Annotated in this window: 17 protein-coding genes and 2 tRNA genes; 9 read left to right on the top strand and 10 right to left on the bottom strand. The window is 72.3% G+C overall.

Going from position 1 to position 20,757, the window contains the following annotated elements:
* Nucleotides 1–60: 60 nt before the first annotated feature.
* From ACFO3J_RS28790 to ACFO3J_RS28780, 3 genes are all read right to left on the bottom strand, one after another.
* Nucleotides 61–690 carry an ATP-dependent Clp protease proteolytic subunit gene (locus ACFO3J_RS28790; RefSeq protein WP_386435388.1) on the bottom strand — a complete coding sequence of 210 codons (630 nt, stop codon included), beginning with the start codon at nucleotides 688–690 and terminating at the stop codon, nucleotides 61–63.
* Between the two features lie 422 nt (nucleotides 691–1,112).
* A complete protein-coding gene (gene tig / locus ACFO3J_RS28785; RefSeq protein WP_386435385.1) occupies nucleotides 1,113–2,534 on the bottom strand; it encodes a trigger factor in 1,422 nt (473 codons plus the stop codon).
* 175 nt (nucleotides 2,535–2,709) lie between these two features.
* A tRNA-Pro gene (locus tag ACFO3J_RS28780) sits at nucleotides 2,710–2,786 on the bottom strand.
* 110 nt (nucleotides 2,787–2,896) lie between these two features.
* Here ACFO3J_RS28780 and ACFO3J_RS28775 point away from each other — a divergent pair.
* Nucleotides 2,897–2,967 (top strand) — tRNA-Gly (locus tag ACFO3J_RS28775).
* Between the two features lie 157 nt (nucleotides 2,968–3,124).
* On the top strand, nucleotides 3,125–3,337 hold the full coding sequence (locus ACFO3J_RS28770; RefSeq protein WP_386435383.1) for a hypothetical protein: 213 nt from the start codon (nucleotides 3,125–3,127) through the stop codon (nucleotides 3,335–3,337).
* 34 nt (nucleotides 3,338–3,371) lie between these two features.
* Here the strand turns inward: ACFO3J_RS28770 and ACFO3J_RS28765 are convergent, their stop codons facing one another.
* Nucleotides 3,372–3,824 (bottom strand): Lrp/AsnC family transcriptional regulator, encoded by a 453-nt coding sequence (locus ACFO3J_RS28765; protein ID WP_386435380.1) that lies wholly within the window; start codon nucleotides 3,822–3,824, stop codon nucleotides 3,372–3,374.
* Nucleotides 3,825–3,948: 124 nt separating this feature from the next.
* On the opposite strand from ACFO3J_RS28765, the gene ACFO3J_RS28760 reads away from it, so the two are divergent.
* Nucleotides 3,949–4,980, top strand: coding sequence for an asparaginase (locus tag ACFO3J_RS28760; RefSeq protein ID WP_386435377.1), 1,032 nt, complete (start codon nucleotides 3,949–3,951; stop codon nucleotides 4,978–4,980).
* On the opposite strand, the gene ACFO3J_RS28755 is transcribed toward ACFO3J_RS28760, so the two are convergent.
* Complete coding sequence (locus tag ACFO3J_RS28755; protein ID WP_386435374.1) at nucleotides 4,945–5,139, bottom strand: hypothetical protein; 195 nt, start codon at nucleotides 5,137–5,139, stop codon at nucleotides 4,945–4,947. The genes ACFO3J_RS28760 and ACFO3J_RS28755 overlap by 36 nt on opposite strands.
* Nucleotides 5,140–5,293: 154 nt before the next feature.
* A complete protein-coding gene (locus tag ACFO3J_RS28750; protein WP_386435371.1) occupies nucleotides 5,294–6,436 on the bottom strand; it encodes a PP2C family protein-serine/threonine phosphatase in 1,143 nt (380 codons plus the stop codon).
* Between the two features lie 129 nt (nucleotides 6,437–6,565).
* Between ACFO3J_RS28750 and ACFO3J_RS28745 the strand changes: the two genes are divergently transcribed.
* Nucleotides 6,566–7,795: a GNAT family N-acetyltransferase gene (locus tag ACFO3J_RS28745; RefSeq protein WP_386435368.1), complete on the top strand. Its 1,230-nt coding sequence runs from the start codon at nucleotides 6,566–6,568 to the stop codon at nucleotides 7,793–7,795.
* 77 nt (nucleotides 7,796–7,872) lie between these two features.
* On the opposite strand, the gene ACFO3J_RS28740 is transcribed toward ACFO3J_RS28745, so the two are convergent.
* The 4 genes from ACFO3J_RS28740 to ACFO3J_RS28725 form a co-directional block, all read right to left on the bottom strand.
* Nucleotides 7,873–8,703, bottom strand: a complete 831-nt coding sequence (locus ACFO3J_RS28740) for an Fpg/Nei family DNA glycosylase (RefSeq protein ID WP_386435366.1) — start codon at nucleotides 8,701–8,703, stop codon at nucleotides 7,873–7,875.
* Between the two features lie 8 nt (nucleotides 8,704–8,711).
* The gene (locus ACFO3J_RS28735) at nucleotides 8,712–9,200 is read right to left on the bottom strand and encodes a ribose-5-phosphate isomerase (protein ID WP_386435364.1); all 489 of its coding nucleotides are present in this window, start codon (nucleotides 9,198–9,200) and stop codon (nucleotides 8,712–8,714) included.
* Nucleotides 9,201–9,387: 187 nt separating this feature from the next.
* A complete protein-coding gene (locus tag ACFO3J_RS28730) occupies nucleotides 9,388–9,774 on the bottom strand; it encodes a VOC family protein (protein WP_386435361.1) in 387 nt (128 codons plus the stop codon).
* Nucleotides 9,775–9,788: 14 nt separating this feature from the next.
* Nucleotides 9,789–10,448, bottom strand: coding sequence for a mycothiol-dependent nitroreductase Rv2466c family protein (locus ACFO3J_RS28725; protein WP_386435358.1), 660 nt, complete (start codon nucleotides 10,446–10,448; stop codon nucleotides 9,789–9,791).
* 219 nt (nucleotides 10,449–10,667) lie between these two features.
* On the opposite strand from ACFO3J_RS28725, the gene pepN reads away from it, so the two are divergent.
* From pepN to ACFO3J_RS28700, 5 genes are all read left to right on the top strand, one after another.
* Nucleotides 10,668–13,262: an aminopeptidase N gene (gene pepN, locus ACFO3J_RS28720; protein ID WP_386435355.1), complete on the top strand. Its 2,595-nt coding sequence runs from the start codon at nucleotides 10,668–10,670 to the stop codon at nucleotides 13,260–13,262.
* 224 nt (nucleotides 13,263–13,486) lie between these two features.
* Entirely contained in the window at nucleotides 13,487–14,503 is a 1,017-nt protein-coding gene (locus ACFO3J_RS28715) for a hypothetical protein (protein WP_386435352.1), read from the top strand.
* 217 nt (nucleotides 14,504–14,720) lie between these two features.
* The gene (locus ACFO3J_RS28710) at nucleotides 14,721–18,044 is read left to right on the top strand and encodes a S8 family serine peptidase (protein WP_386435349.1); all 3,324 of its coding nucleotides are present in this window, start codon (nucleotides 14,721–14,723) and stop codon (nucleotides 18,042–18,044) included.
* Nucleotides 18,045–18,252: 208 nt separating this feature from the next.
* Nucleotides 18,253–20,313, top strand: a complete 2,061-nt coding sequence (malQ, locus tag ACFO3J_RS28705) for a 4-alpha-glucanotransferase (protein WP_386435346.1) — start codon at nucleotides 18,253–18,255, stop codon at nucleotides 20,311–20,313.
* 80 nt (nucleotides 20,314–20,393) lie between these two features.
* A complete protein-coding gene (locus ACFO3J_RS28700) occupies nucleotides 20,394–20,639 on the top strand; it encodes a hypothetical protein (protein ID WP_386435344.1) in 246 nt (81 codons plus the stop codon).
* Nucleotides 20,640–20,757: the final 118 nt, after the last annotated feature.

Below are 20,757 nucleotides of genomic sequence, written 5' to 3'. Positions count from 1 at the left end.
ACGGGCGCGGGCGGATGCGCGGGCGCCGCCCCGGGCCTTGGCACGGGCGCGGGCAGGGGCTCAGGATCCCGAGCCGCCGGCGCCGGTGCCGCCGCCGCCGGGGACAAGCGCGGCGGAGAGCATCACGCCGTCCAGCAGGCCGTATTCCTGGGCCTCCTCGGCGGAGAACCAGCGGTCGCGGTCGGAGTCCCTGGTGATCTGCTCGAAGCTCTGGCCGGAGTGCTGGGCGATCAGCTCGGCCATCCGGCGCTTGGTGTGCAGCAGCTGCTCGGCCTGGATCTTGATGTCGGTCGCGGAGCCGCCGAGCCCCGCGGAGGGCTGGTGCATCAGGATGCGGGTGTTCGGCAGCGCGAACCGCTTGCCGGGGGTGCCCGCGGTGAGCAGGAACTGCCCCATCGAGGCGGCCATGCCCATGGCGATCGTGACCACGTCGTTCGCGATGAACTGCATGGTGTCGTAGATGGCCATACCGGCGGTCACCGAGCCGCCGGGGCTGTTGATGTACAGGTAGATGTCCTTCTCCGGCTCCGCGGCCAGGAGAAGCAGCTGCGCGGTGATCTTGTTGGCGATGTCGTCGTCGACCGCCTGGCCGAGGAAGATGATTCGCTCGCCGAGCAGTCGGTTGTAGACCTGGTCGCCGAGGCCACCGAAAGTCGGCTCGCCGGCGGCGGAAGGCATCAGAGTCGTCACGTATCCACCTGCTCGTTTGTCGGACGGCGGAGCTGCCGCCACAGGGTTTTCGTCGGAGCGTCTGCGTCAGGACGGTGGGCCGCTGTCCCGGCGTCGGCCGGTGCTGCACCCCTGCCCTCCTACTAACGGACCCTAACGCGCAGGTGGGGCCCAGCAATCCCCTACGCGGGACTGTTCGCTGTGAGCGCAGGTGCGAGCGGGGGTGCGGGCACGGGGCCCGGCGGGACGCGGCGGGGCCCGTCGGACGGGTGGCGGGCGGGTCACGGGCTGGTCGCGACCGGGGCGGGAAGAAGAGCGGGGGCCCGAACGCGGTACGGCGTTCGGGCCCCTGCTGGCGGCTCTGCTCACGGCTGTACGGCCCCGGCCGGCCGGGGGGACCCTGCTGGGCCGCTGGGCCGGCTGCGGACCGGTGGGGCCCCGGGTCAGGCCTTGGCGGACTCGTCCTCGGCGTCGGCGGTCTCGACCGCGCTCTCCGCGTCGGCGTCCGCCTCGGCGGCCCCGGTCCCGGCGCCCTCTTCGCCGTCTTCGTCCTCTTCGTCGTCGAGGTCGACCGGCTCACCGTTGGTGTCGGTGACCTTGGCGGCCTCCACGACCACGGCCAGCGCCTTGCCGCGGGCGACCTCGCCGACCAGGATCGGCACCTGGCCGCCTTCGACCACGGCCTGGGCGAACTGGTCCGGGGTCATGCCCGAGGTGCCGGCCCGGCGCACGAGGTGCTCGGTGAGCTCCTCCTGGTTGACCGACAGCTTCTCCTTGTTGACCAGCTCGTCGAGGATGAACTGGGTCTTGATGCCCTTGACCGCCTGCGCTTCGAGCTCCGCGTCGTACTCCTCGCGGGTCTTGCCCTCGGCCTCCAGGTACGTCTCCCAGGTCAGCCCGGTCTGCGGGAACTGGTGGTGCTCCAGGTTGTGGGTGCGGGTGCCGATCTCGTCCTTGAGGAGCTTCTCCGGGATCGGGACCTCGATCAGCTCGATCAGGGCGTCCAGCACCTTCTCCTGGGCCTGGGTGGCCTGGTCGTACGACTTCATCCGCTCCAGGCGCTTGCGGCTGTCCGCACGGAGCTCTTCGAGGGTGTCGAACTCGGACGCCAGCTGGGCGAAGTCGTCGTCCAGCGCGGGCAGTTCGCGCTCCTGGACATCGGAGACGTCCACCTTGACGGAGGCCTGGCTGCCGGAGGCGGTGCCGCCCTTGAGCTCGGAGGTGAAGGTGGCGGAGCCGCCCTTCTCCAGGCCGATGACGGCCTCGTCGATGCCGTCGAGGAGCTGGCCCGAGCCGATGGTGTAGCTGACACCGGTGGCGAGGCCGTCCTCCAGCACATCGCCGTCGACACTGGCCTCCAGGTCGACCACGACGACGTCGCCGTCGGCCGCGGCGCGCTCGACCGGGGTGGTGGAGGCGAAGCGGTCGCGCAGCTGCTCCAGCGACTTGTCGACGTCCTCGTCCGAGACCTCCACGGCGTCCACCACGACCTCGATACCGGAGTAGTCCGGGATCTCGATGACCGGGCGGATGTCCACCTCGGCGGTGAACTTGAGCTCGTCGCCGTCGTTGAACTCGGTGATGTCGACGTCGGGCTGGCCGAGGACATTCAGCTCACCCTCGTTGACCGCGTCCGTGTAGAACTTGGGCAGCGCGTCGTTGATGGCCTCTTCGAGGACCGCGCCACGGCCGAACCGCTGGTCGATGACGCGCGCAGGGATCTTGCCCTTGCGGAAGCCCGGCACCGTGACCTGCTGGTTGATCTTTTTGTACGCCGCGTCGAGGCTGGGCTTGAGCTCCTCGAAGGGCACCTCGACAGTGAGTCGAACCCGGGTCGGGTTCAGAGTCTCGACGGCGCTCTTCACGGTTGGGTCTCCTTGGGGGCTTTACGTTGATGGGGGCGATTCGCTGTGCGCGGAAGATGCGCCCGTCCGGTCGCCGATGGCCCATCCTACCGGTTACCACAAACCTCCCGGAGGGGGTCGTAACCGCAGCCTCCGGAGGCCGCGGCCCACTGCCTCCGGCCCGCCGCGGAACTGCTGGTCGGGGTGGCCGGATTCGAACCGACGGCCTTCCGCTCCCAAAGCGGACGCGCTACCAAGCTGCGCCACACCCCGCTGGTGCGACACGTAGAGTACATGCCTCCGTACCCTTGGACAGCCGGTATTCCCCCGCCGCCGCGCCGGTTCGACCGTCTCCGGTGCGATGTGCCAGAATCACTGGTGCCGCGGGCGTAGCTCAATGGTAGAGCCCTAGTCTTCCAAACTAGCTACGCGGGTTCGATTCCCGTCGCCCGCTCCGCACGGCTACGGCCCAGGCCGCGGGAGGTTTCCGCGGCCTGGGCCGTACTCGTTTCCGCTCCCGGCGCGCCCGCGCGTGCCCCCCCATGTGCCGCTGCCTGCGGGAACGCGCGCGGCGGTACGCTGAGCCGCGGGGCAGGCAGGGGTGGGGGCGTATGGATGAGCTGGTGGGGGCCCTTATTCGCGGGGTCTTCTGGGTGGTCGGCCAAATCCTCAAGGGCGTCCTGGAGTTGGTCGTCTCGGATGCCGTGGAGAAGGCGCTGAAGTCGGCCTGGCGCAGGTTCGCCGGGCGGTGGGTCCGGCTGGCCCGGCGCTCCCGGCGCAAGGGCCAACTGCCCGGCGGTGTCTCCCTGTCGAAGGACCGCTGACCGCGCGACAGCCGCTGGGCACCGCGCGGATGTCTCAGCCGACCGGGATGCCGTCGGGCGATTTGATGCGCTTCATGATCATCTGCGAGTTGACGTCGGTGACGCCCGGGAGGGCGATGAGGCGGTCGGTCCAGAAGCGTTCGTAGGCGTCGGAGTCGGCCACCGCGATGCGCAGCAGGCTGCCCGGGGCCCCGTAGAGGCGGTAGGCCTCGACGACGTCGGGGATGGTCCGGAGGCGCTCCTCGAAGGCGGCGACCGAGGCGCGGTCGCGGCGGACCTCGACGGAGGCGAAGACCTCGAAGCCGCGGCCGACGGCGGCCGGATCGACCACCGCGCGGTAGCTGCGGATCACCCCGTCGTCCTCCAGCTGGCGGACCCGGCGCAGGCACGGGGACGGGGTGAGGCCGACACGCTGGGCGAGTTCCTGGTTGGTGAGCCGGCCGTCGGCCTGGAGTTCACGCAAGATACTTCTGTCGATGGCGTCCATGAAGGCATTTACTAGCACGATTCGCCGAGATACCGGCTGGTATTCGCAATCATATGGCAGGTCTACGCGCATATCATTGTGCTGGCGGCTACTGCCCACCATCACCCTTGGAGGCGAAGGCATCGTGCGACACGTCGTGGTCATCAGCACCGGAGGCACCATAGCCAGCAGGTGGCAGGGCGACGGGTACGCGGCCGAGGCGGACGGGCGGGAAGTGCTGGCCGCCGGGGCGGTGCCGGAGGGCGTGGACGTGTCGGTGGTTGACCTGTTCACGGTGAACAGCTCCCAGCTGACCACCGACCACCAGCTGCGGCTGCTGCACACCGTGCACGAGACGCTGGCCGACCCGTCGGTGGACGGTGTGGTCGTCACCCACGGCACGGACACCCTGGAGGAGTCGGCCTTCCTGCTGGACCTCTTCCACGGCGACCGGCGCCCGGTGGTCCTCACCGGGGCCCAGAAGCCGCTGGACGCCGAGGACGGGGACGCGGCGGGCAATCTCTACGACGCGCTGCTCACCGCCGCCACCGGCCGGGACATCGGCGTCGTGATCGTCTTCGCCGGCCAGGTCTTCGCGGCCCGCGGCACGGTCAAGAAGCACACGGTGGACGCGCACGCCTTCGGCGACCCGGACGGACTGCCGCTGGGCCGGGTCGAGTTCGGCCGGGTGACCTGGGGCCGGCGGCGCCCGCGCGCCGAGGCGCTGCCGCTGCCCGCGCCCGGCGGGACCCCTCCCCGGGTGGACATCGTGATGCACCACAGCGACGGTGACACCGTCCTGCTGGACGCCTCGCTGGCGGCCGGTGCCAGAGGCGTGGTCGTGGTCGGCACCGGGGCGGGCAACGCCAACCCCCGGGTGGCCGACGCGGTCGCCAAAGCGACCGACGGCGGAGTGCTGGTCACGGTCAGCACCCGGGTGGCGGCCGGCGCGGTGGCCCCCCTCTACACCGGGGGCGGCGCGGTGGACCTGGTGGCGGCGGGCGCGCTGCTGGCCGGGACACTGCGCCCCGGCCAGGCGAGGATCGCGATCCTGGCCGCGCTGCTGGCCGGCGGCGGCCCGGAAGCCGCCGAGAGCACCCTGCGCCGCATCCTGGACAGCACCCCTCAGGCGCTGCCCCCGTCAGAGCTTTATCTGGTTGAGCGTGTCGGCAAGTGAGGTCAGGAAGCGGTTGACGGACGGGGCCATGTTCGTCGAGGCGATGAAGAACCCGAAGAGCGCGGCCACGATCGCCGGGCCCACCTTGATCGACTTGCTCCTGATCATCACGACCAGGACGATCGCCAGCAGCAGCACCGCGGACAGGGAGATAACCACAGCGGATCACTTCCTCTTTCGGTAATTCCTCGCCGGACGTGCCGGTCCGGGGAACCGCGCCGCGCATGCCGCCGCCCCCGCCCCGCCCGTTCCCATGGTGCCATCAGCCACCCGCACCGGGGATCTGTCCGGCCCATAGTCCCATTCCCTGGGGCTAATCCCGGCACACCACGAGCAACGCCCGGTCGTCGTTCACGTCCTTGGCGACCGCTTCGATCAACCGCCAGGCGGAGCCGTGGAATCCGGTGGCCACGAAGCGGTCCGCCTCGCCGATCAGCCGGTCCATTCCTTCGGTGATGTCCCGGTCCGGGGCCTCCACCAGGCCGTCGGTGAACAGCAGAAGAACATCGCCGGCCCGCAACGTCCCCTTGACGCCGTGGAATTCGGCGCCCGCGTAGACCCCCAGCAGCGGGCCCTCGGCGGCCTTCTCCTCCCAGCGCCCGGTACCGGCGTGGAGTTGGACCCCGGGCAGGTGACCGGCCGACAGCAACTCGTAGTCGCCGCTCTCCAGGTCCAGCACGAGATGCACCGAAGTGGCGAAGCCCTCCTCCCAGTTCTGCCGCAGCAGATAGCCGTTGGCGGCGGTGAGGAAGGCGTGCGGGGGCAGCGAGCCGAGCAGGCCGCCGAAGGCTCCCGACAGCAGCAGCGAGCGGGAGGCGGCGTCCATGCCCTTGCCGGAGACGTCGGTGAGCACCGCCTCCAGTATCCGGCCGTCGGAGGTGCGGGTGGCCACCACGAAGTCACCGGAGAAGGACTGGCCGCCGGCCGGCCGCAGCGCCATCTCGGCGTGCCAGCCGCTCGGCAGCCGCGGCAGCCTGCTCTGCACCCGGATGCGTTCGCGCAGGTCGAACAGCATGGTGTGGCCGCGCCGCCAGGGCACGCCGACCCGGGCCCGGAACTGGGCGATGATCAGACCGGCGAGCGCCACCGCGGTGACCACCAGCACGGTGCCCGGTGTGACCCGTGCCGGGCCCTCCCGGTACGGGCCGAGCACGGCCGACTCGGCGATCAGCGCGATCGCCGAGGCCGCGTAGACCAGCAGCAGGCTGGAGGGGCGCAGCAGCAGGCCGCCGGCCAGTATCGGCAGCACCAGCGCGCTGGGCGGGCACCACACAGGGGTCCAGACGGTGGCGAGGGCCAGCGCCGGGATGGTGAGGACGAGCACCGACAGGCCCGTCCAGTCCGAGGCGTCGCCGCGGAAGTAGTCCACGGCGGACTTGCGCACGGCGAGCCGGGCCCGGTGCAGGCCTCTGCTGTACCGGAACCGCAAATCTTCCCTTGCCGAACGCTTTGCCATGTTGCGGTGACCCTACCGAGCGATGGGCCGTCCGTGGAGGCCGGGTGACCTGTGAGATGAGCCGCGAGGTGCGGAAACGGTGGCGGAAATACGTTCGCCGCCGACTGCCGGGCCTGGTAGGCAGGTGATATGACGATCGAACTGCGAGGCTTGGCGCCGGACCAGTGGGGCCTGATGCACGACCGGCTGGAACGGGCGTTCGGCGGCCCGGGCGACGCGCCGGAGGAACGTGACCACTGGCACACGGTGACCGAGTACGACCGGACGCTGACCGCCTGGGACGGGCCGGAGATGGTCGGCACCGCGGGCGCCTTCTCCTTCCGGATGACGCTGCCCGGCGGGGCGCCGCTCGCCGTGCCCGGCGTGACGATGGTGAGCGTCCAGCCGACGCACCGCCGCCGCGGGCTGCTCACCTCGATGATGCGCCGGCAGCTGGACGAATTCCGGGACCGGGCCGAGCCGGTGGCGGTGCTGACCGCCTCCGAGCCGGCGATCTACGGCCGGTTCGGCTACGGCGTCGGCACCAAGCAGCTGCACGGCACCATCGACACCACCCGGGTCTCCTTCGCCCGGCCCGCCGGCACCGAGCGGATACGGTTCCGGCTGGTCTCCGCCGCGGCCGGCCTGACGGCGTGCGAGGCGGTGTACGCGCGGCTGGTCCCCGGCCGCCCCGGACTGCTGGCCCGGCAGCCCGGCTGGGAGACCCGGCCCGTGCTGGATCCGCCGAGCGGGCGGAACGGCGCCGGACCGCTGCACTGCCTGCTCGCCGAAGTGGACGGTGAGCTACGGGGTTACGCGCGCTACGCGGTGACCGGCGAGTGGAACTACGGCGGCGCCGACGAGACGGTCCGGCTGCGCGATGTCGAGGCGCTCGATCCGGTGACCTATGCCGCGCTGTGGGACTTCCTCGCCTCGATCGACCTCACCTCGAAGATCCACTTCACCAACCGGCCGGCCGACGACCCGGTGCAGCACCTGGTGTCCGACATCCGCCGCTGCCTGCTCGGCTTCCGCGACGGCATGCACGTACGGCTGGTCGATGTCGGCGCGGCGCTGGCGGCGCGCGCCTACAGCGCCCCGGTGGACGTGGTGCTGGATGTCGAGGACGCCTTCTGCCCCTGGAACGCCGGGCGTTGGCGGCTGACCGGCGACGCCAAGGGGGCGGTCTGCGAGCGCACCTCGGACGCGGCGGAACTCAGCCTGTCGGTCAAGGAGTTGGGCGCCGCCTATCTCGGCGGCTTCGGGCTGGCGGCGATGGCCGGGGCGGGCCTGGTGCGGGAGTCGAGGCCGGGCGCCCTCGCCGAGACCTCGGCGGCGTTCCGCACCGACCCCGAGCCCTGGCTGCCGCACGGCTTCTAGAGCGGCTCCGGGGGGCTCCGGGCGGCTCCGTCCGGCTTTCCGGCGGCGGTCCGGGCGGGCGGGGCCCGCGAGGGCCTCTACCGCCCGCCGCCGGCGTCCTTCGCGGGCTGGCAGGTGGGGCACCAGAAGAGGTTGCGGGCCCCCAGCGGCTCGGTACGCACCTGCGTGCCGCAGACCAGGCACGGCATGGCGGTCCGCCGGTAGACGTACACCTCGCCGCCGTGGTCGTCCTGGCGCGGCGGGCGGCCCATGGCCTCGGGGGTGTGCTCGGGCCGTACGGTGTCGATCCGGTTGGTACGCACCCCCTCGCGCATCAGCGCCACCAGATCGGCCCACATCGCGTCCCACACCGGCCGGGGCAGTTCCCGGCCCGGCAGATACGGGTCCACACCGTGCCGAAACAGCACCTCGGCGCGGTAGACGTTGCCGACGCCCGCGATGATCTTCTGGTCCAGCAGCAGCGCGGCGACCGGGACCCGGGAGCGGGAGATCCGGGCCCAGACCCGGTCCGGGTCGTCGGCCGGGCGCAGCGGGTCGGGGCCGAGGCGGTCGTGGATCGCCTGCTTCTCCGGGTCGACCAGCAGTTCGCAGGCGGCCGGGCCCCGCAGGTCCGCGTAGTGCTCGGGGGACGCCAGCCGCAGCCGTACGGTCGCGGTGGGCGGCGGCGCGGGGCCGTCGCCGAAGTCGAGCCTCCCGATCAGGCCGAGGTGGATGTGCACCCAGCCGAGGGGTGCGAAGCCGAGGAAGAGGTGCTTGCCGTGTGCCTCGGCGGAGTCCATGACCAGGCCGTCGAGGAGCGCCGCGCCGTCGGAGAACTTGCCCTGCGGGCTGCTGGCGCTGACCGCCAGGCCGCCGAAGCGCTGTTCGTGGTCGGCGGCCAGCCGGTGGATCGTGTGGCCTTCGGGCATGCCCGGGATCAGCCCTGGCGGGGCTGGCCGGCCGGCAGCGGCGGCAGGTCGCCGGTCGCCTCGTAGGCCGCGAGCATGTCGATACGGCGCTGGTGGCGCTCTTCGTGCGAGTACGGGGTGGCGAGGAAGAGCTCGATGAACTTCATCGCGTCCTCGGTCGGGTGCATCCGGGCGCCGATGCTCAGCACATTGGCGTCGTTGTGCTCGCGGGCGAGCGCGGCGGTCTGCTCGCTCCAGGCGAGCGCGGCGCGCACGCCCTTGACCTTGTTGGCGGCGATCTGCTCGCCGTTGCCGGAGCCGCCGATCACGATGCCGAGGGTGCCGGGGTCGGCGGCGGTGCGGGTCGCCGCGCGCAGGCAGTAAGGGGGGTAGTCGTCCACCGCGTCGTAGACGTGCGGGCCGCAGTCGACAGGGTCGTGGCCGGCGGCGGTGAGCCACTCCACGAGGTGGTTCTTCAGTTCGAAACCGGCGTGGTCGGAGCCGAGGTAGACGCGCATGCGATGAGTCTGGCACGCGGGGTGGGTCGGCGCAGGCCGGGGGTGGACGCCGTCCGGGGTTCCCTCGTCCTCGAGCGACGGACCGGCCGGATTCGCCGGGCCTCGGCTTCCTCCGCCCGCCCTCAGGCGCCGGACCGGCTGGAAACCCCGGACCCGGGCGGCTGCTGGGGCCGCCCGGGCCGTCGGACTACGCCGGCTGGATGAGGTCCCAGCGGTTGCCGTAGAGGTCGTGGAAGACGACGACGGCTCCGTAGGGCTCGTAGCGGGGCTCCTCCTCGAAGGTGACGCCGGCCGCGACCATGTGCTTGTAGTCGCGGTCGAAGTCGTCGGTGGTGAGGAAGAGGGCGACGCGCCCGCCGGTCTGGTCGCCGACGCGGGCGGCCTGCTCCGGGGTGGTGGCGCGGGCGAGCAGCAGGGCGGTCTCGGCCGCGCCGGGCGGGGAGACGACGACCCAGCGGCTGCCGTCCTCGCGGAGGGTGTCCTCACGGAGCCGGAAGCCGAGGGCGTCGCGGTAGTAGGCGATGGCCTCGTCGTAGTCGCGGACGACGAGGGCCACCAGGCCGAGGTGTGGCATGGAAAGGGACGCTCTCAGTCGAAGCTGGGGCCGGCCGTGCGGCTGCGCTTGATCTCGTAGAAGCCCGGGACCGAGGCCACCAGCAGGGTGCCGTCCCAGAGGTTGGCGGCCTGCTCGCCGCGCGGGGTGGGGGTGACGACCGGGCCGAAGAAGGCGACCTGCTCGCCGTCGGCGCCGGGGACGGCGATGACGGGGGTGCCGACGTCCTGGCCGACCTTGTCGATGCCCTCCTTGTGGGAGGCGCGCAGCTCGGCGTCGTAGGTGTCGGTGTCCGCGTAGTCGGCCAGGTCGGCGGGCAGGCCGACCTCTTGCAGGGCGGCGACGATCGTCTCGCGCGTCCTGGGCAGGGCCTGGTTGTGGAAGCGGGTGCCGAGCGCGGTGTAGAGCTCGCCGATGTGCTCGTCGCCGTGCAGCTGCTGGGCGGCGATCACCACGCGGACCGGGCCCCAGGCGTCGCGGAGGAAGGTGGCGTAGCTCTCGGGGAGCTCGTCGAGCTTGTCCTCGTTGAGCACCGCGAGGCTCATCACGTGCCAGCGCACCTCGACCGGGCGGACCTTCTCGACCTCCAGCATCCAGCGGGAGGTCATCCACGCCCAGGGGCACAACGGGTCGAACCAGAAGTCGGCCGGGGTCTTGGCGGCTTCGGTGGCGCTCTCGGGGACAGTCGTGGTCACTGCGTGCTCCTCGTATGACGGCCCTGCTGGGGACAACGATCCACCAGCGGACAACGGGCACCGGCGCGCGTGCATTCCCCGAAGCCGGGGATCCGGGCCCCATGGGAGGATGCGGAACGTCCAGCGTGTGCCTATACCCGATATACGCAGTTTTCACCCCGTTCACCGTTTCTGCACTATTTCTGCACCTTTCCCAGGGGATGACCGAAGGAGTTGCCCGTGCCCGGCGAGAACCTGAGCCGTGAGGAGGCCCGTGAGCGGGCCGCCGCCTTGTCCGTCGAGCGCTACGACGTCGCGCTGGACGTGCGGTCCGCGGTGGAGCCGTCCGCGGCGGGCGGGCCGCGCACCTTCCGGTCGACGACGGTGATCGACTTCCGCTGCGGGCAGCCGGGGGCGTCCTCCTTCGCCGACCTGATCGCGCCGGAGGTGATCTCGGCCCGGCTCAACGGCCGCGAACTCGATCCCGCGGTGGTCTTCGACGGCTCCCGGATCGCCCTGGACGGGCTGGCCGAGCGCAACACGCTGGTGGTCGACGCGCGTTGCGCGTACAGCAGGACCGGTGAGGGGCTGCACCGCTTCGAGGACCCGGAGGACGGCGAGGTCTACCTCTACACGCAGTACGAGCCGGCCGACGCCCGCCGGGTCTTCGCCAACTTCGAACAGCCCGACCTGAAGGCGCCGTTCACCTTCCAGGTCACCGCGCCCGAGGGCTGGACCGTGGTGAGCAACAGCGCCCGGGAGGGCGAGCCGGAGCCGGCCGACGGCGGCGGTGCCACCTCGCGGTTCCTGCCCACCCAGCCGATCTCCACATACATCACCGCGGTGGTGGCCGGCCCCTACCACGTGGAGACGGACCACTACGCGCGGGCGCTGGACGAGAAGACGGTGCTCGACATCCCGCTGAGCGCGCTGTGCCGCCGGTCGCTGGCGCGGCACTTCGACGCGGACGAGATCTTCACGGTGACCAAGCAGGGGCTGGACTTCTTCCACGACCACTTCGACTACCCGTACCCGTTCGGGAAGTACGACCAGGCCTTCGTGCCGGAGTACAACCTGGGCGCGATGGAGAACCCCGGATGCGTCACCTTCCGGGAGGAGTTCGTCTTCCGCGGCAAGGTGACCCGGGCGTCGTACGAGCACCGGGCGAACGTGGTGCTGCACGAGATGACGCACATGTGGTTCGGCGACCTGGTGACGATGCGCTGGTGGGACGACCTGTGGCTGAAGGAGTCCTTCGCCGACTTCATGGGCTCCTTCTCCCAGGTCGAGGCGACGGAGTACACCGAGGGGTGGATCACCTTCGCCAACCGCCGCAAGGCGTGGGCCTACCGGGCGGACCAGCGGCCTTCCACCCACCCGGTGGTGGCCGACATCCGCGATCTGGAGGACGCGAAGCTCAACTTCGACGGGATCACGTACTCCAAGGGCGCCTCGGTGCTGAAGCAGCTGGTCGCCTATGTCGGGCGGGACGCGTTCCTGGAGGCGGCGCGGCGCTACTTCAAGCGGCACGCGTACGGGAACACCACGCTGGCCGACCTGCTCTCGGTGCTCGGTGAGACCTCGGGCCGCGACATGACGCTGTGGTCGCGGGCGTGGCTGGAGACCGCGGGGGTCAACTCGCTGACCCCGCAGGTGGTCTACGACGCCGAGGGACGGATCACCGAGCTGTCGGTCGTCCAGACGGCGGACGAGGCGTATCCGGAGCTGCGCCCGCACCGGGTGGCGGTGGGCCTGTACCGGCACGAGACCGGCGGCGGTCTGGAGCGCTACGCGCGGGCCGAGGTCGATGTGGCCGGGCCGACGACGGTGGTCGCGGAGCTGGCCGGGCAGCAGCGCCCCGACCTGGTGCTGGTCAACGACGAGGACCTGACCTACTGCAAGATCCGCTTCGACGAGGAGTCGCTGGACACGCTGCGGGCGCGGCTGGGCGAGGTGAGCGATCCGCTGGCGCGGGCGCTGCTCTGGTCGGCGGTGTGGAACATGACCCGGGACGGGCTGATGCCGGCCCGGGACTATCTGGACCTGGTGCTGCGGTTCGCCGGGCGGGAGAGCGACATCGGGGTGCTCCAGTCGCTGCACCAGCAGGCGGGTTCCGCGCTGACCCACTATGTGGCGCCCGACGCGCGGGAGCCGGCCGCGCGGGCGCAGGCGGAGGGCGCGCTGCGGGAGCTGCGGCTGGCCGAGCCGGGCAGCGGGCACCAGCTGGCGTGGGCGCGGTTCTTCGCGGCGGTGGCCACCTCGGCGGCCGATCTCCAGCTGCTCCAGGGGCTGTTGGACGGTACGGCGAAGGTCGACGGGCTCGATGTGGACCAGGAGCTGCGCTGGACGTTCCTGGCGACGCTGACCGAGCACGGCCTGGCGGACGCGGCGGCGATCGCCGCCGAGCGGGCCAGGGACGACACGGCCTCCGGCCACCGGCACGAGGTCCGGTGCCTGGCGGCGCGGCCTTCGGCCGGGGTCAAGGCCGCCGCCTGGGCCGCGGTGGTGGAATCCGACGCGCTGTCCAACGCCCTGGTCGAGGCGACCATCGCCGGCTTCGCCCAGCCGCACGCGCGCGACCTCGTCGCCCCTTACGTGGAGCCGTACTTCGCCGCGATCGAGGAGCTGTGGGCGTCCCGCTCGATCGAGATCGGCATGAGCGTGGTGCGCGGCCTCTACCCCGCCCTGCGCGACAGCGAGGAGACCCTGGCGGCCACCGACGCCTGGCTGACCGGCCATGAGTCCGCGGCCCCGGCCCTGCGCCGGCTGGTGCTGGAGGCCCGCGACGACCTGGCCAGGGCACTGCGCGCCCAGGCGTGCGACGCGGGCCGCTGACACCGGTCCGCCCGGCCCCGATCCCCCTCGGGCGCCGTCTCCCCCGGGAGGCGGCGCCCGCGCCGGGCGGATACGCCGCTGGTCGGCGGTGTGGCCTCACCCTTACGGGGGAAGGACCGTCATCGGCATCCGAACAGATGGACTTTAGCCCGGGGATGTCCCGGTTTGTCGACGGCCGTGTAACAGCGGTTAGGCACCCGGCCGGGCCCGGGAACGACCAGCCCATGAACGCGAACCGGCGGACCTCGGACCCGCAGACCTCGAACCCCCTTCGTACCCCGGACGGCCTCGGCGCCCCCGCCCACGGCGTGCTGACGGAACGTCAGCTGCGCGCGCTCGGCGTGACACCCGCGGTGCTCGCCGAGCGCAGCCGGGCGGGCGGACCGTGGCGGCAGCTGCTGCCGCACGTGTACCTGCTGCGTCCGGGGGCGCCGAGCGCGGAGGAGCGGGTGCGGGCGGCGCTGCTGTACGCCGGGCGGGGCCGCGGCGCGGCCGGCCCGGACGCGGTGGTGACCGGGCCGGCCGCGCTGGCGCTGCACCGCTTCGAGACGATGCCGGCTCCCGCCGCGACGCGGGTGATCGACGTCCTGGTGCCGTACCAGCGGCGGCTGCGGGACGCCGGCGACGTGCGGATCCACCGGGTACGCGAACTGCCGCGCCCGCAGGAGGTCGGCGGGCTGCCGTGCGCGTCCGTACCGCGCGCGCTGGCCGACACGCTCGGCGGTCTGGACGACGCGGAGACCGCGCGCCGGCTGCTGACCGAGGCGGTGCGCCGCGGCCACTGCGACCCGGCGGCGGTGCTGCGCGAGCTGTCCGGCGCCGGGCTGCTCGAACGGCCGCACGTGGCCGCCGCGTTGCCCGCCCTGCGGGAGGCGGGGCGGAAGACCGCGGAGCAGCGGCTGTACACGATGGTGCGGCACGGGCGGCTGCCCGACCCGGTGTGGAACGCCGAACTGCGGCTGCCCGGCGCACCGCCGCTGGGCGCGGTGGACGCCTACTGGCCGGAGCACGCGGTGGCCCTGGTGATCGACGACCGCACCGGCACGGCGGACGACGAGGCGCGGTGGGCGCGCGGAGCGTCCCTCCGCGAGCGGCTGGAGGCGCTGGGCGTCACCGTGGTGGGTCCGACCCCGGCGGGGCTGCGCGACGCCCTCGACGACCAGGCGACGATCGTCAGAACGGCCCTCGTCGCCTCGGCCGACCGCACCCCGGCCGCCTACATGGTGGTCACACCGCGCTGAGCACAAGCGCTCACGGGCTGTTCACGCCACCCGCACAACCCGCGGCCGTTCCACCCCTGTTGCTCCGCAGTCGTCCAGGTTTGCGATTGGCGGGTTTACGTCATCGCCGGACCATAACCAGGTCAACTCTCCCCAAAGGGCAGCCCATTCCATCAGTGTGAGCGGTCGTACGACTCCGCACTCCGAACAGACCTCCATTGTGCGAACAGGGATGCCCATGCCTTTCGATCACATATCCGCGAAGAGACACGCGGCCCGCATAGCGCTGGCCGCGGGCCTGGTCGCCGCACTGTCGGCCGCCGGGCCCGCTCTCGCGGTCGCCGACCCGGCGCCCTCCTCCCCGTCACCGTCCACCGCGGCCGCCCCGGCCGGGGACGCCACCGGCAAGGACGCGTCCGACAAGCTCGGTTCGGCGGACGCCTCGCTGCTGGCGAAGGCGAAGTCGGACGGTGACAAGAGCGTCACCTTCATGATCGCCACCACACCCGGCGACACCGCCTCCGTCACCGCGAAGCTGCACGCGCAGGGGGCCAGCGTCGGCCAGACCTACGACAAGGTCGGCTACGTACGGGCCACCGTGCCCACCGCCAAGGCGGACGCGGCGATCAACGCGGCACAGAAGCTTCCCCAGGTACTCGCGATCGACCTCAAGCAGGAGATCGCGCTGGACGACCCGACCCCGGCGGCGGACACCACCACCTCGGCGGCCCGGCACGGCAAGCCCGCGAAGACGTACCCCGGTCCCGACAAGCACACCCCGGCGAAGAACCCCTACCAGCCGGCGTTCGAGACCGGCGCGGTCGACTTCGTGAAGGACCACCCGACCCAGGACGGCCGCGGCGTCACCATCGGCATCCTGGACGCGGGCGTGGACGTCGGTCACCCGGCGCTGCAGAAGACCACCACCGGTGAGCGCAAGATCGTCGACTGGGTCACCTCGACCGACCCGATCCTGGACGGCGACGCCACGTGGCGGCCGATGGTCACCGCGGCGACCGGCCCGTCCTTCACCGCGTCGGGCCGCACCTGGACCGCGCCGGCCGGCTCGTACCTGTTCAGCACCTTCGCCGAGGCCGCCACCAAGGGCGGCGACGAGGCCGGTGACCTGAACCGGGACGGCGACACCACCGACGTGTGGGGCCTGCTCTACGACCCGGCGGCCGGCACCGTGCGGGTGGACCTGAACAACAACGGCGACTTCACCGACGACACCGCGATGAAGCCGTACAAGGACGGCTTCCAGATCGGGCACTTCGGGACGGACGACCCGAAGACCGCGATCTCCGAGTCGGTGCCGTTCACCGTCGAGATCCGCAAGAACGTGCCCATGGACCCCTACGGCGGGACCTGGGTCGGCAAGACCGCGGACTTCGTGAACATCGGCGTGGTGGAGTCCGAGCACGGCACCCACGTGGCCGGCATCACCGCCGCCAACGGGCTGTTCGGCGGCGCGATGGACGGCGCCGCGCCCGGCGCGAAGATCGTCTCCTCCCGGGCCTGCACCTGGACCGGCGGCTGCACCAACACCGCGCTCACCGAGGGCATGATCGACCTGGTCGTCAACCGGCACGTGGACGTGGTCAACATGTCCATCGGCGGCCTGGCCGCCCTCAACGACGGCGCCAGCGCCCGCGACCAGCTCTACAAGGACCTGATCGACACCTACGGCGTCCAGCTGGTGATCTCCGCGGGCAACGACGGCCCCGGCGTCAACACCATCGGCGACCCCGGACTGGCCGACCACGTGCTGAGCGTCGGCGCCTCGATCTCCAAGGAGACCTGGGCCTCCAACTACGGCTCGGTCATGAGCGTGCCGTACGGCATGCTGCCCTTCTCCTCGCGCGGCCCGCGTGAGGACGGCGGACTGGCCCCGGTCATCACCGCCCCCGGCGCGTCCATCAACGCCATCCCGACCTGGGAGCCGGGCGCCCCGGTCGCCGAGGCCGGCTACAGCCTGCCGCCCGGCTACGCCATGCTCCAGGGCACCTCGATGGCCTCCCCGCAGGCCACCGGCGCCACGGCGCTGCTGCTGTCCGCGGCCAAGGCCCACCACCTGACGGTGAGCCCGGCCCAGCTGCGGACCGCGATCACCAGCACCGCCAAGAACATCAGCGGCACCCAGACCATCGAGGAGGGCGCCGGACTCATCGCCGTCGGCCCGGCCTGGGACCTGCTCAAGCGCGGCGTCTCGGCGGACACCTACACCGTCAAGGCGCCGGTCAGCACGGTGCTGTCCGGCTTCCTGGCCACCCCGGGCTTCGGCACCGGCGTCTACGACCGCGAGGGCGGCCTGAAGGCCGGTCAGCGGCGTACGTACGACGTCACCGTGACCCGTACCAGCGGCTCGGCCCACGCCACCCCGCAGCGGCTGAGCTGGGCGCACAACGACGGCACCTTCAAGGTCGCCGACCCGCTGGTGCTGCTGCCGCTCGACAAGCCGGTCACCGTGCGGGTGATCGCCGAGCCGCGTGCGGCCGGGGCGCACAGCGCGCTGCTGAACGTCGACGATCCGCTGACCCGCGGCGTCGACACGCAGATCGCCGCCACGGTCGTCGTCTCCACCCCGCTGGCGGGCCCGTCCTACACGCAGACCCGCTCGGGCAGCATCGGCCGGGACCTCACCACGTCGTACTTCGTCACGGTGCCGGCCGGCGCGACCTCGCTGGAGGTCGCGATGGACGGGCTGAAGCCGGGCAGCCAGACCCGCTTCGAGACCATGCACCCCTACGGTGTGCCGCAGGACTCGACGCAGACCCCCGACTGCTACCCGAACTACGACAACCCGGCGAACACCTGCCGGCCGGACCTGCGGTCGTACTCCGACCCGATGCCCGGCGTGTGGGAGATCGAGGTCGAGGCGCGCCGCACCTCGCCGCTGCTGGACAACCCCTACAAGCTCACCGTCTCGGTGCTCGGCGCGGCCTTCGACCCGGCGACGCAGACCATCGACGAGGCCAAGGTCGGTACGCCGACCGCCGCCACCTGGAAGGTCACCAACGGCTTCGCCCCGATCCAGGGCAAGCTGAAGGGCGGACCGCTGGGCTCGGCGCTCGCCACGACCCCGACCATCGCCGAGGGCGGGGTGCAGACCACCGAGCTGACGCTCGGCGCGGGCGTCTCCCGGCTCGACGTCTCCATCGGCTCGCCGTCGGACACTGCGGCGGACCTCGACCTGTACGTGTATTTGGACGGTGTCCTCGTCGGCCAGTCCGCGGACGGCGACGCGGAGGAGTCGGTCAGCCTGACCGACCCGGCGGCCGGTACGTACACCTTCGAGGTGGACGGCTACTCGGTGCCCTCCGGCTCCACCACCTACTCCTACGAGGACGTCTACTTCGCGGACAGCCTCGGCCAGGTCTCGGTGGACGACGCCGCGACGGTGAACCTGCCGCACGGCGCGTCCGCGCAGGTCTCGGCGTCGGTGGTGGCGTCCTCGGCGGCGCCGGCCGGACGGCAGTTCTTCGGTGAGGTGCAGTTGCTGAACGCCCGCGGCACGGTGGCGGGCAAGGGCAGTGTGATCATCACGAAGACGGTGTCCTGACCGGACGGGTCCTCATGACCTGAGGCGGGGCGGTGGGCCATCTCGGCCCCCGCCCCGCCTCGCCGTTCACCCGCCCCGCCGTTTCCCGCCCGGGGCGGGCCGTCTCCCGGACGGGTGGCCGAAGGGGGCGGGTGGGGACACCCCCACCCGGGGTAGGGGGAGGATGGTCGAAGTAAGGCTTACGCATTGTTCTGCGGACGGAGACTCGATGGACCGGGTGCGCCTGGCTGCCCTGTACGGCGTGGACGTGAGCTACCGGCCGGCTCCGGGAACGGAAGTGGCCGTACCCGAGGACACGGTGGTGGCCGTGCTGGCCGCGCTGGGGGTGGACGCCAGCACCGAACGGGCGGTGGGCGACGCCCTGGAGGCGTACGAACAGCGGCAGGCGCAGAGGCTGCTGCCGCCCTGCACGGTGATCCGGTCGGGCGAACCGCTGCCCCGCCTCCCCGAGGGCACCCGGCTGAACGGCGTGCCGCTGGCCGAAGGGGCCACCGCTCCGGTCGCGCCGGGACGCTACGCGCTGCGGGTGGAGACGGAGGACGGCCGCAGGGCCCGCGGCGACCTGGTGGTGGCGCCGCGGCGGCTGGCAGGCCCGGCGGGACGGGCGTACGGATTCATGGCGCAGCTGTACTCCACGCTGTCGTCCCGCTCCTGGGGCATGGGCGACCTCGGCGACCTGGCCGATCTCGCCTCCTGGTCCGGGCGGAGCCTGGGCGCCGGCTTCCTGCAGATCAATCCGCTGCACGCGGCCGTGGCCGGCCACCCGACGGACCCCTCGCCGTACCGCCCGTCCTCCCGCCGCTTCCCCGACCCGGTGTACCTGCGGATCGAGGACGTACCGGAGTACGGCTACCTGTCCCCCGAGGCCCGCGAGCAGGCCGAGCCGCTGCTGCGCGAGGCCGCCGCGCTGCGCGACAGCGTCCTGCACGAAGACGCGCTGATCGACCGGGACGCGGTGTGGGCGCTGAAGGCGCAGGCGCTGGAGCTGCTGCGCCAGGTGCCGCTGAGCCCGGGCCGGCGGGCCGCGTACGCCGACTTCCTGGCCGGGCAGGGCCAGGCACTGGACGACCACGCCACCTGGTCCACGCTGGCCGAACTGCACGGCACCGACTGGCACTCCTGGCCGGCCGGCCTGCGCGACCCGCGTTCGGTGCAGGTGGCCAGGGCCCGCGGTGAGCACCTGGACCGGGTGGACTTCCACTGCTGGCTGAGCTGGCTGACCGACAACCAGCTCGAAACGGCCCAGCGGGCCGCGAAGACCGCCGGGATGCCGATCGGGATCGTGCACGACCTGGCGGTGGGCGTGCACCCCTCCGGCTCCGACGCCTGGTCGATGCAGCACGTCCTGGCCGCCGGCATGTCGGTCGGGGCGCCGCCGGACGCCTTCAACTCCCGCGGCCAGGACTGGGGTCTGCCGCCGTGGCGCCCGGACGCGCTGGCCGCCGCCGGCTACGCGCCCTACCGCGACCTGATCTCCCGGATGCTGCGGCACGCCGGCGGCCTGCGGATGGACCATGTGATGGGCCTGTTCCGGCTGTGGTGGGTGCCGCAGGGCCGGCCGCCGACGGAGGGCACCTATGTCCGCTACGACGCCGGGGCGATGCTGGGCCTGCTGGCGCTGGAGGCGCACGAGGCCGGCGCGGTGGTGATCGGTGAGGATCTGGGCACGGTGGAGCCCGGCGTCCGCGAGGAGCTGACCGACCGGGGCATCCTCGGCACGTCGGTGCTGTGGTTCGAACGCAATTACCAGGACAAGGACGGCCGGCCCGGCGACCGGCGTCCGCTGCCGCCGGCCGCCTGGCGGGAGTCCTGCCTGGCCACGGCCACCACCCACGACCTGCCGAGCACCGCGGCCCGGCTGACCGGCGAGCATGTGGAGCTGCGGCACCGGCTGGGCCTGCTGACCCGGCCGCTGGCCGAGGAGGAGGCGGCCGACGCCACCGAGCTCGCCGAGTGGATCACCCAGCTGAGCCGGCTCGGCATGCTGCCGGAGGGCGCGGCCGACGAGGAAGCCGTGGTCAAGGCAGTGCACCGCTTCCTGGCCCGGACCCCGGCCCGGATGGTCGGCGTGTGGCTGCCGGACGGGGTGGGCGACCGCCGGCCGCAGAATCTGCCGGGCACCTCCACGGAGTACCCCAACTGGAGACTGCCGCTGGCCGGGCCGGACGGCACCCCGATGACCCTGGAGGAACTGGCCGCCTCGCCCAGGATGCACGCGCTCGCGGACGAGGTCCGGCGGACCCTGGCGGACGCGGCACGGCGCGGCTGAGCCCGGTCCGGTCCGGGCGGCGCGCCCGCAAAGCACCCCCCGGGCGCGCGCCCGGGGGCAGCGGTCACTACATTGAGCGCGTGGACAAGAAGCTCAACAAGAAGGCCGTGCGCGTCGGATTCGTCACCGCCGCCACGACAGTGCTGCTGCTCATCGCCTCCCCCGCGTTCGCGGTGGTCAGGGACGACGGCGACGACCCGGGTTCGGGTCTGAACGTGCTGCAGACACTCGGCCTGTTCGTCGCGACCCCGCTGGTGCTCTTCGGCATCATCGCGGGCCTGGTCATTCTGTCCGACCGGCCCCGCAAGCAGCAGCAGGACAGCTGACGGCGCCGCGCGCGTAAGCCCCCGTCCCCCGTCCAGGGGTGGCCGGGGGCTCAGTGCTGCCCTCGGCTCCGCCGGGCCCGGGTGCGGCCGGGGTACGTCCGCGGGCCCCCCCGCGCAC

This window comes from Streptomyces polygonati, from assembly GCF_042650325.1.
GTDB classification, from domain to species: domain Bacteria; phylum Actinomycetota; class Actinomycetes; order Streptomycetales; family Streptomycetaceae; genus Actinacidiphila; species Actinacidiphila polygonati.
The sequence above is the reverse complement of the archived record's forward strand: the minus strand, read 5'-3'. Positions and strand labels throughout refer to the sequence as shown.

Excerpts from the sequence above, each read along its gene's own strand:
- ACFO3J_RS28770 (WP_386435383.1), top strand. The coding sequence starts at position 3,125 with ATGGATGAGCTGGTGGGGGCCCTTATTCGCGGGGTCTTCTGGGTGGTC.
- ACFO3J_RS28735 (WP_386435364.1), bottom strand. The coding sequence starts at position 9,200 with ATGCGCGTCTACCTCGGCTCCGACCACGCCGGTTTCGAACTGAAGAAC.
- ACFO3J_RS28710 (WP_386435349.1), top strand. The coding sequence starts at position 14,721 with ATGCCTTTCGATCACATATCCGCGAAGAGACACGCGGCCCGCATAGCG.
- ACFO3J_RS28715 (WP_386435352.1), top strand. The coding sequence starts at position 13,487 with ATGAACGCGAACCGGCGGACCTCGGACCCGCAGACCTCGAACCCCCTT.
- ACFO3J_RS28745 (WP_386435368.1), top strand. The coding sequence starts at position 6,566 with ATGACGATCGAACTGCGAGGCTTGGCGCCGGACCAGTGGGGCCTGATG.
- ACFO3J_RS28740 (WP_386435366.1), bottom strand. The coding sequence starts at position 8,703 with ATGCCCGAAGGCCACACGATCCACCGGCTGGCCGCCGACCACGAACAG.
- ACFO3J_RS28730 (WP_386435361.1), bottom strand. The coding sequence starts at position 9,774 with ATGCCACACCTCGGCCTGGTGGCCCTCGTCGTCCGCGACTACGACGAG.
- ACFO3J_RS28765 (WP_386435380.1), bottom strand. The coding sequence starts at position 3,824 with ATGGACGCCATCGACAGAAGTATCTTGCGTGAACTCCAGGCCGACGGC.
- ACFO3J_RS28750 (WP_386435371.1), bottom strand. The coding sequence starts at position 6,436 with ATGGCAAAGCGTTCGGCAAGGGAAGATTTGCGGTTCCGGTACAGCAGA.
- malQ (WP_386435346.1), top strand. The coding sequence starts at position 18,253 with ATGGACCGGGTGCGCCTGGCTGCCCTGTACGGCGTGGACGTGAGCTAC.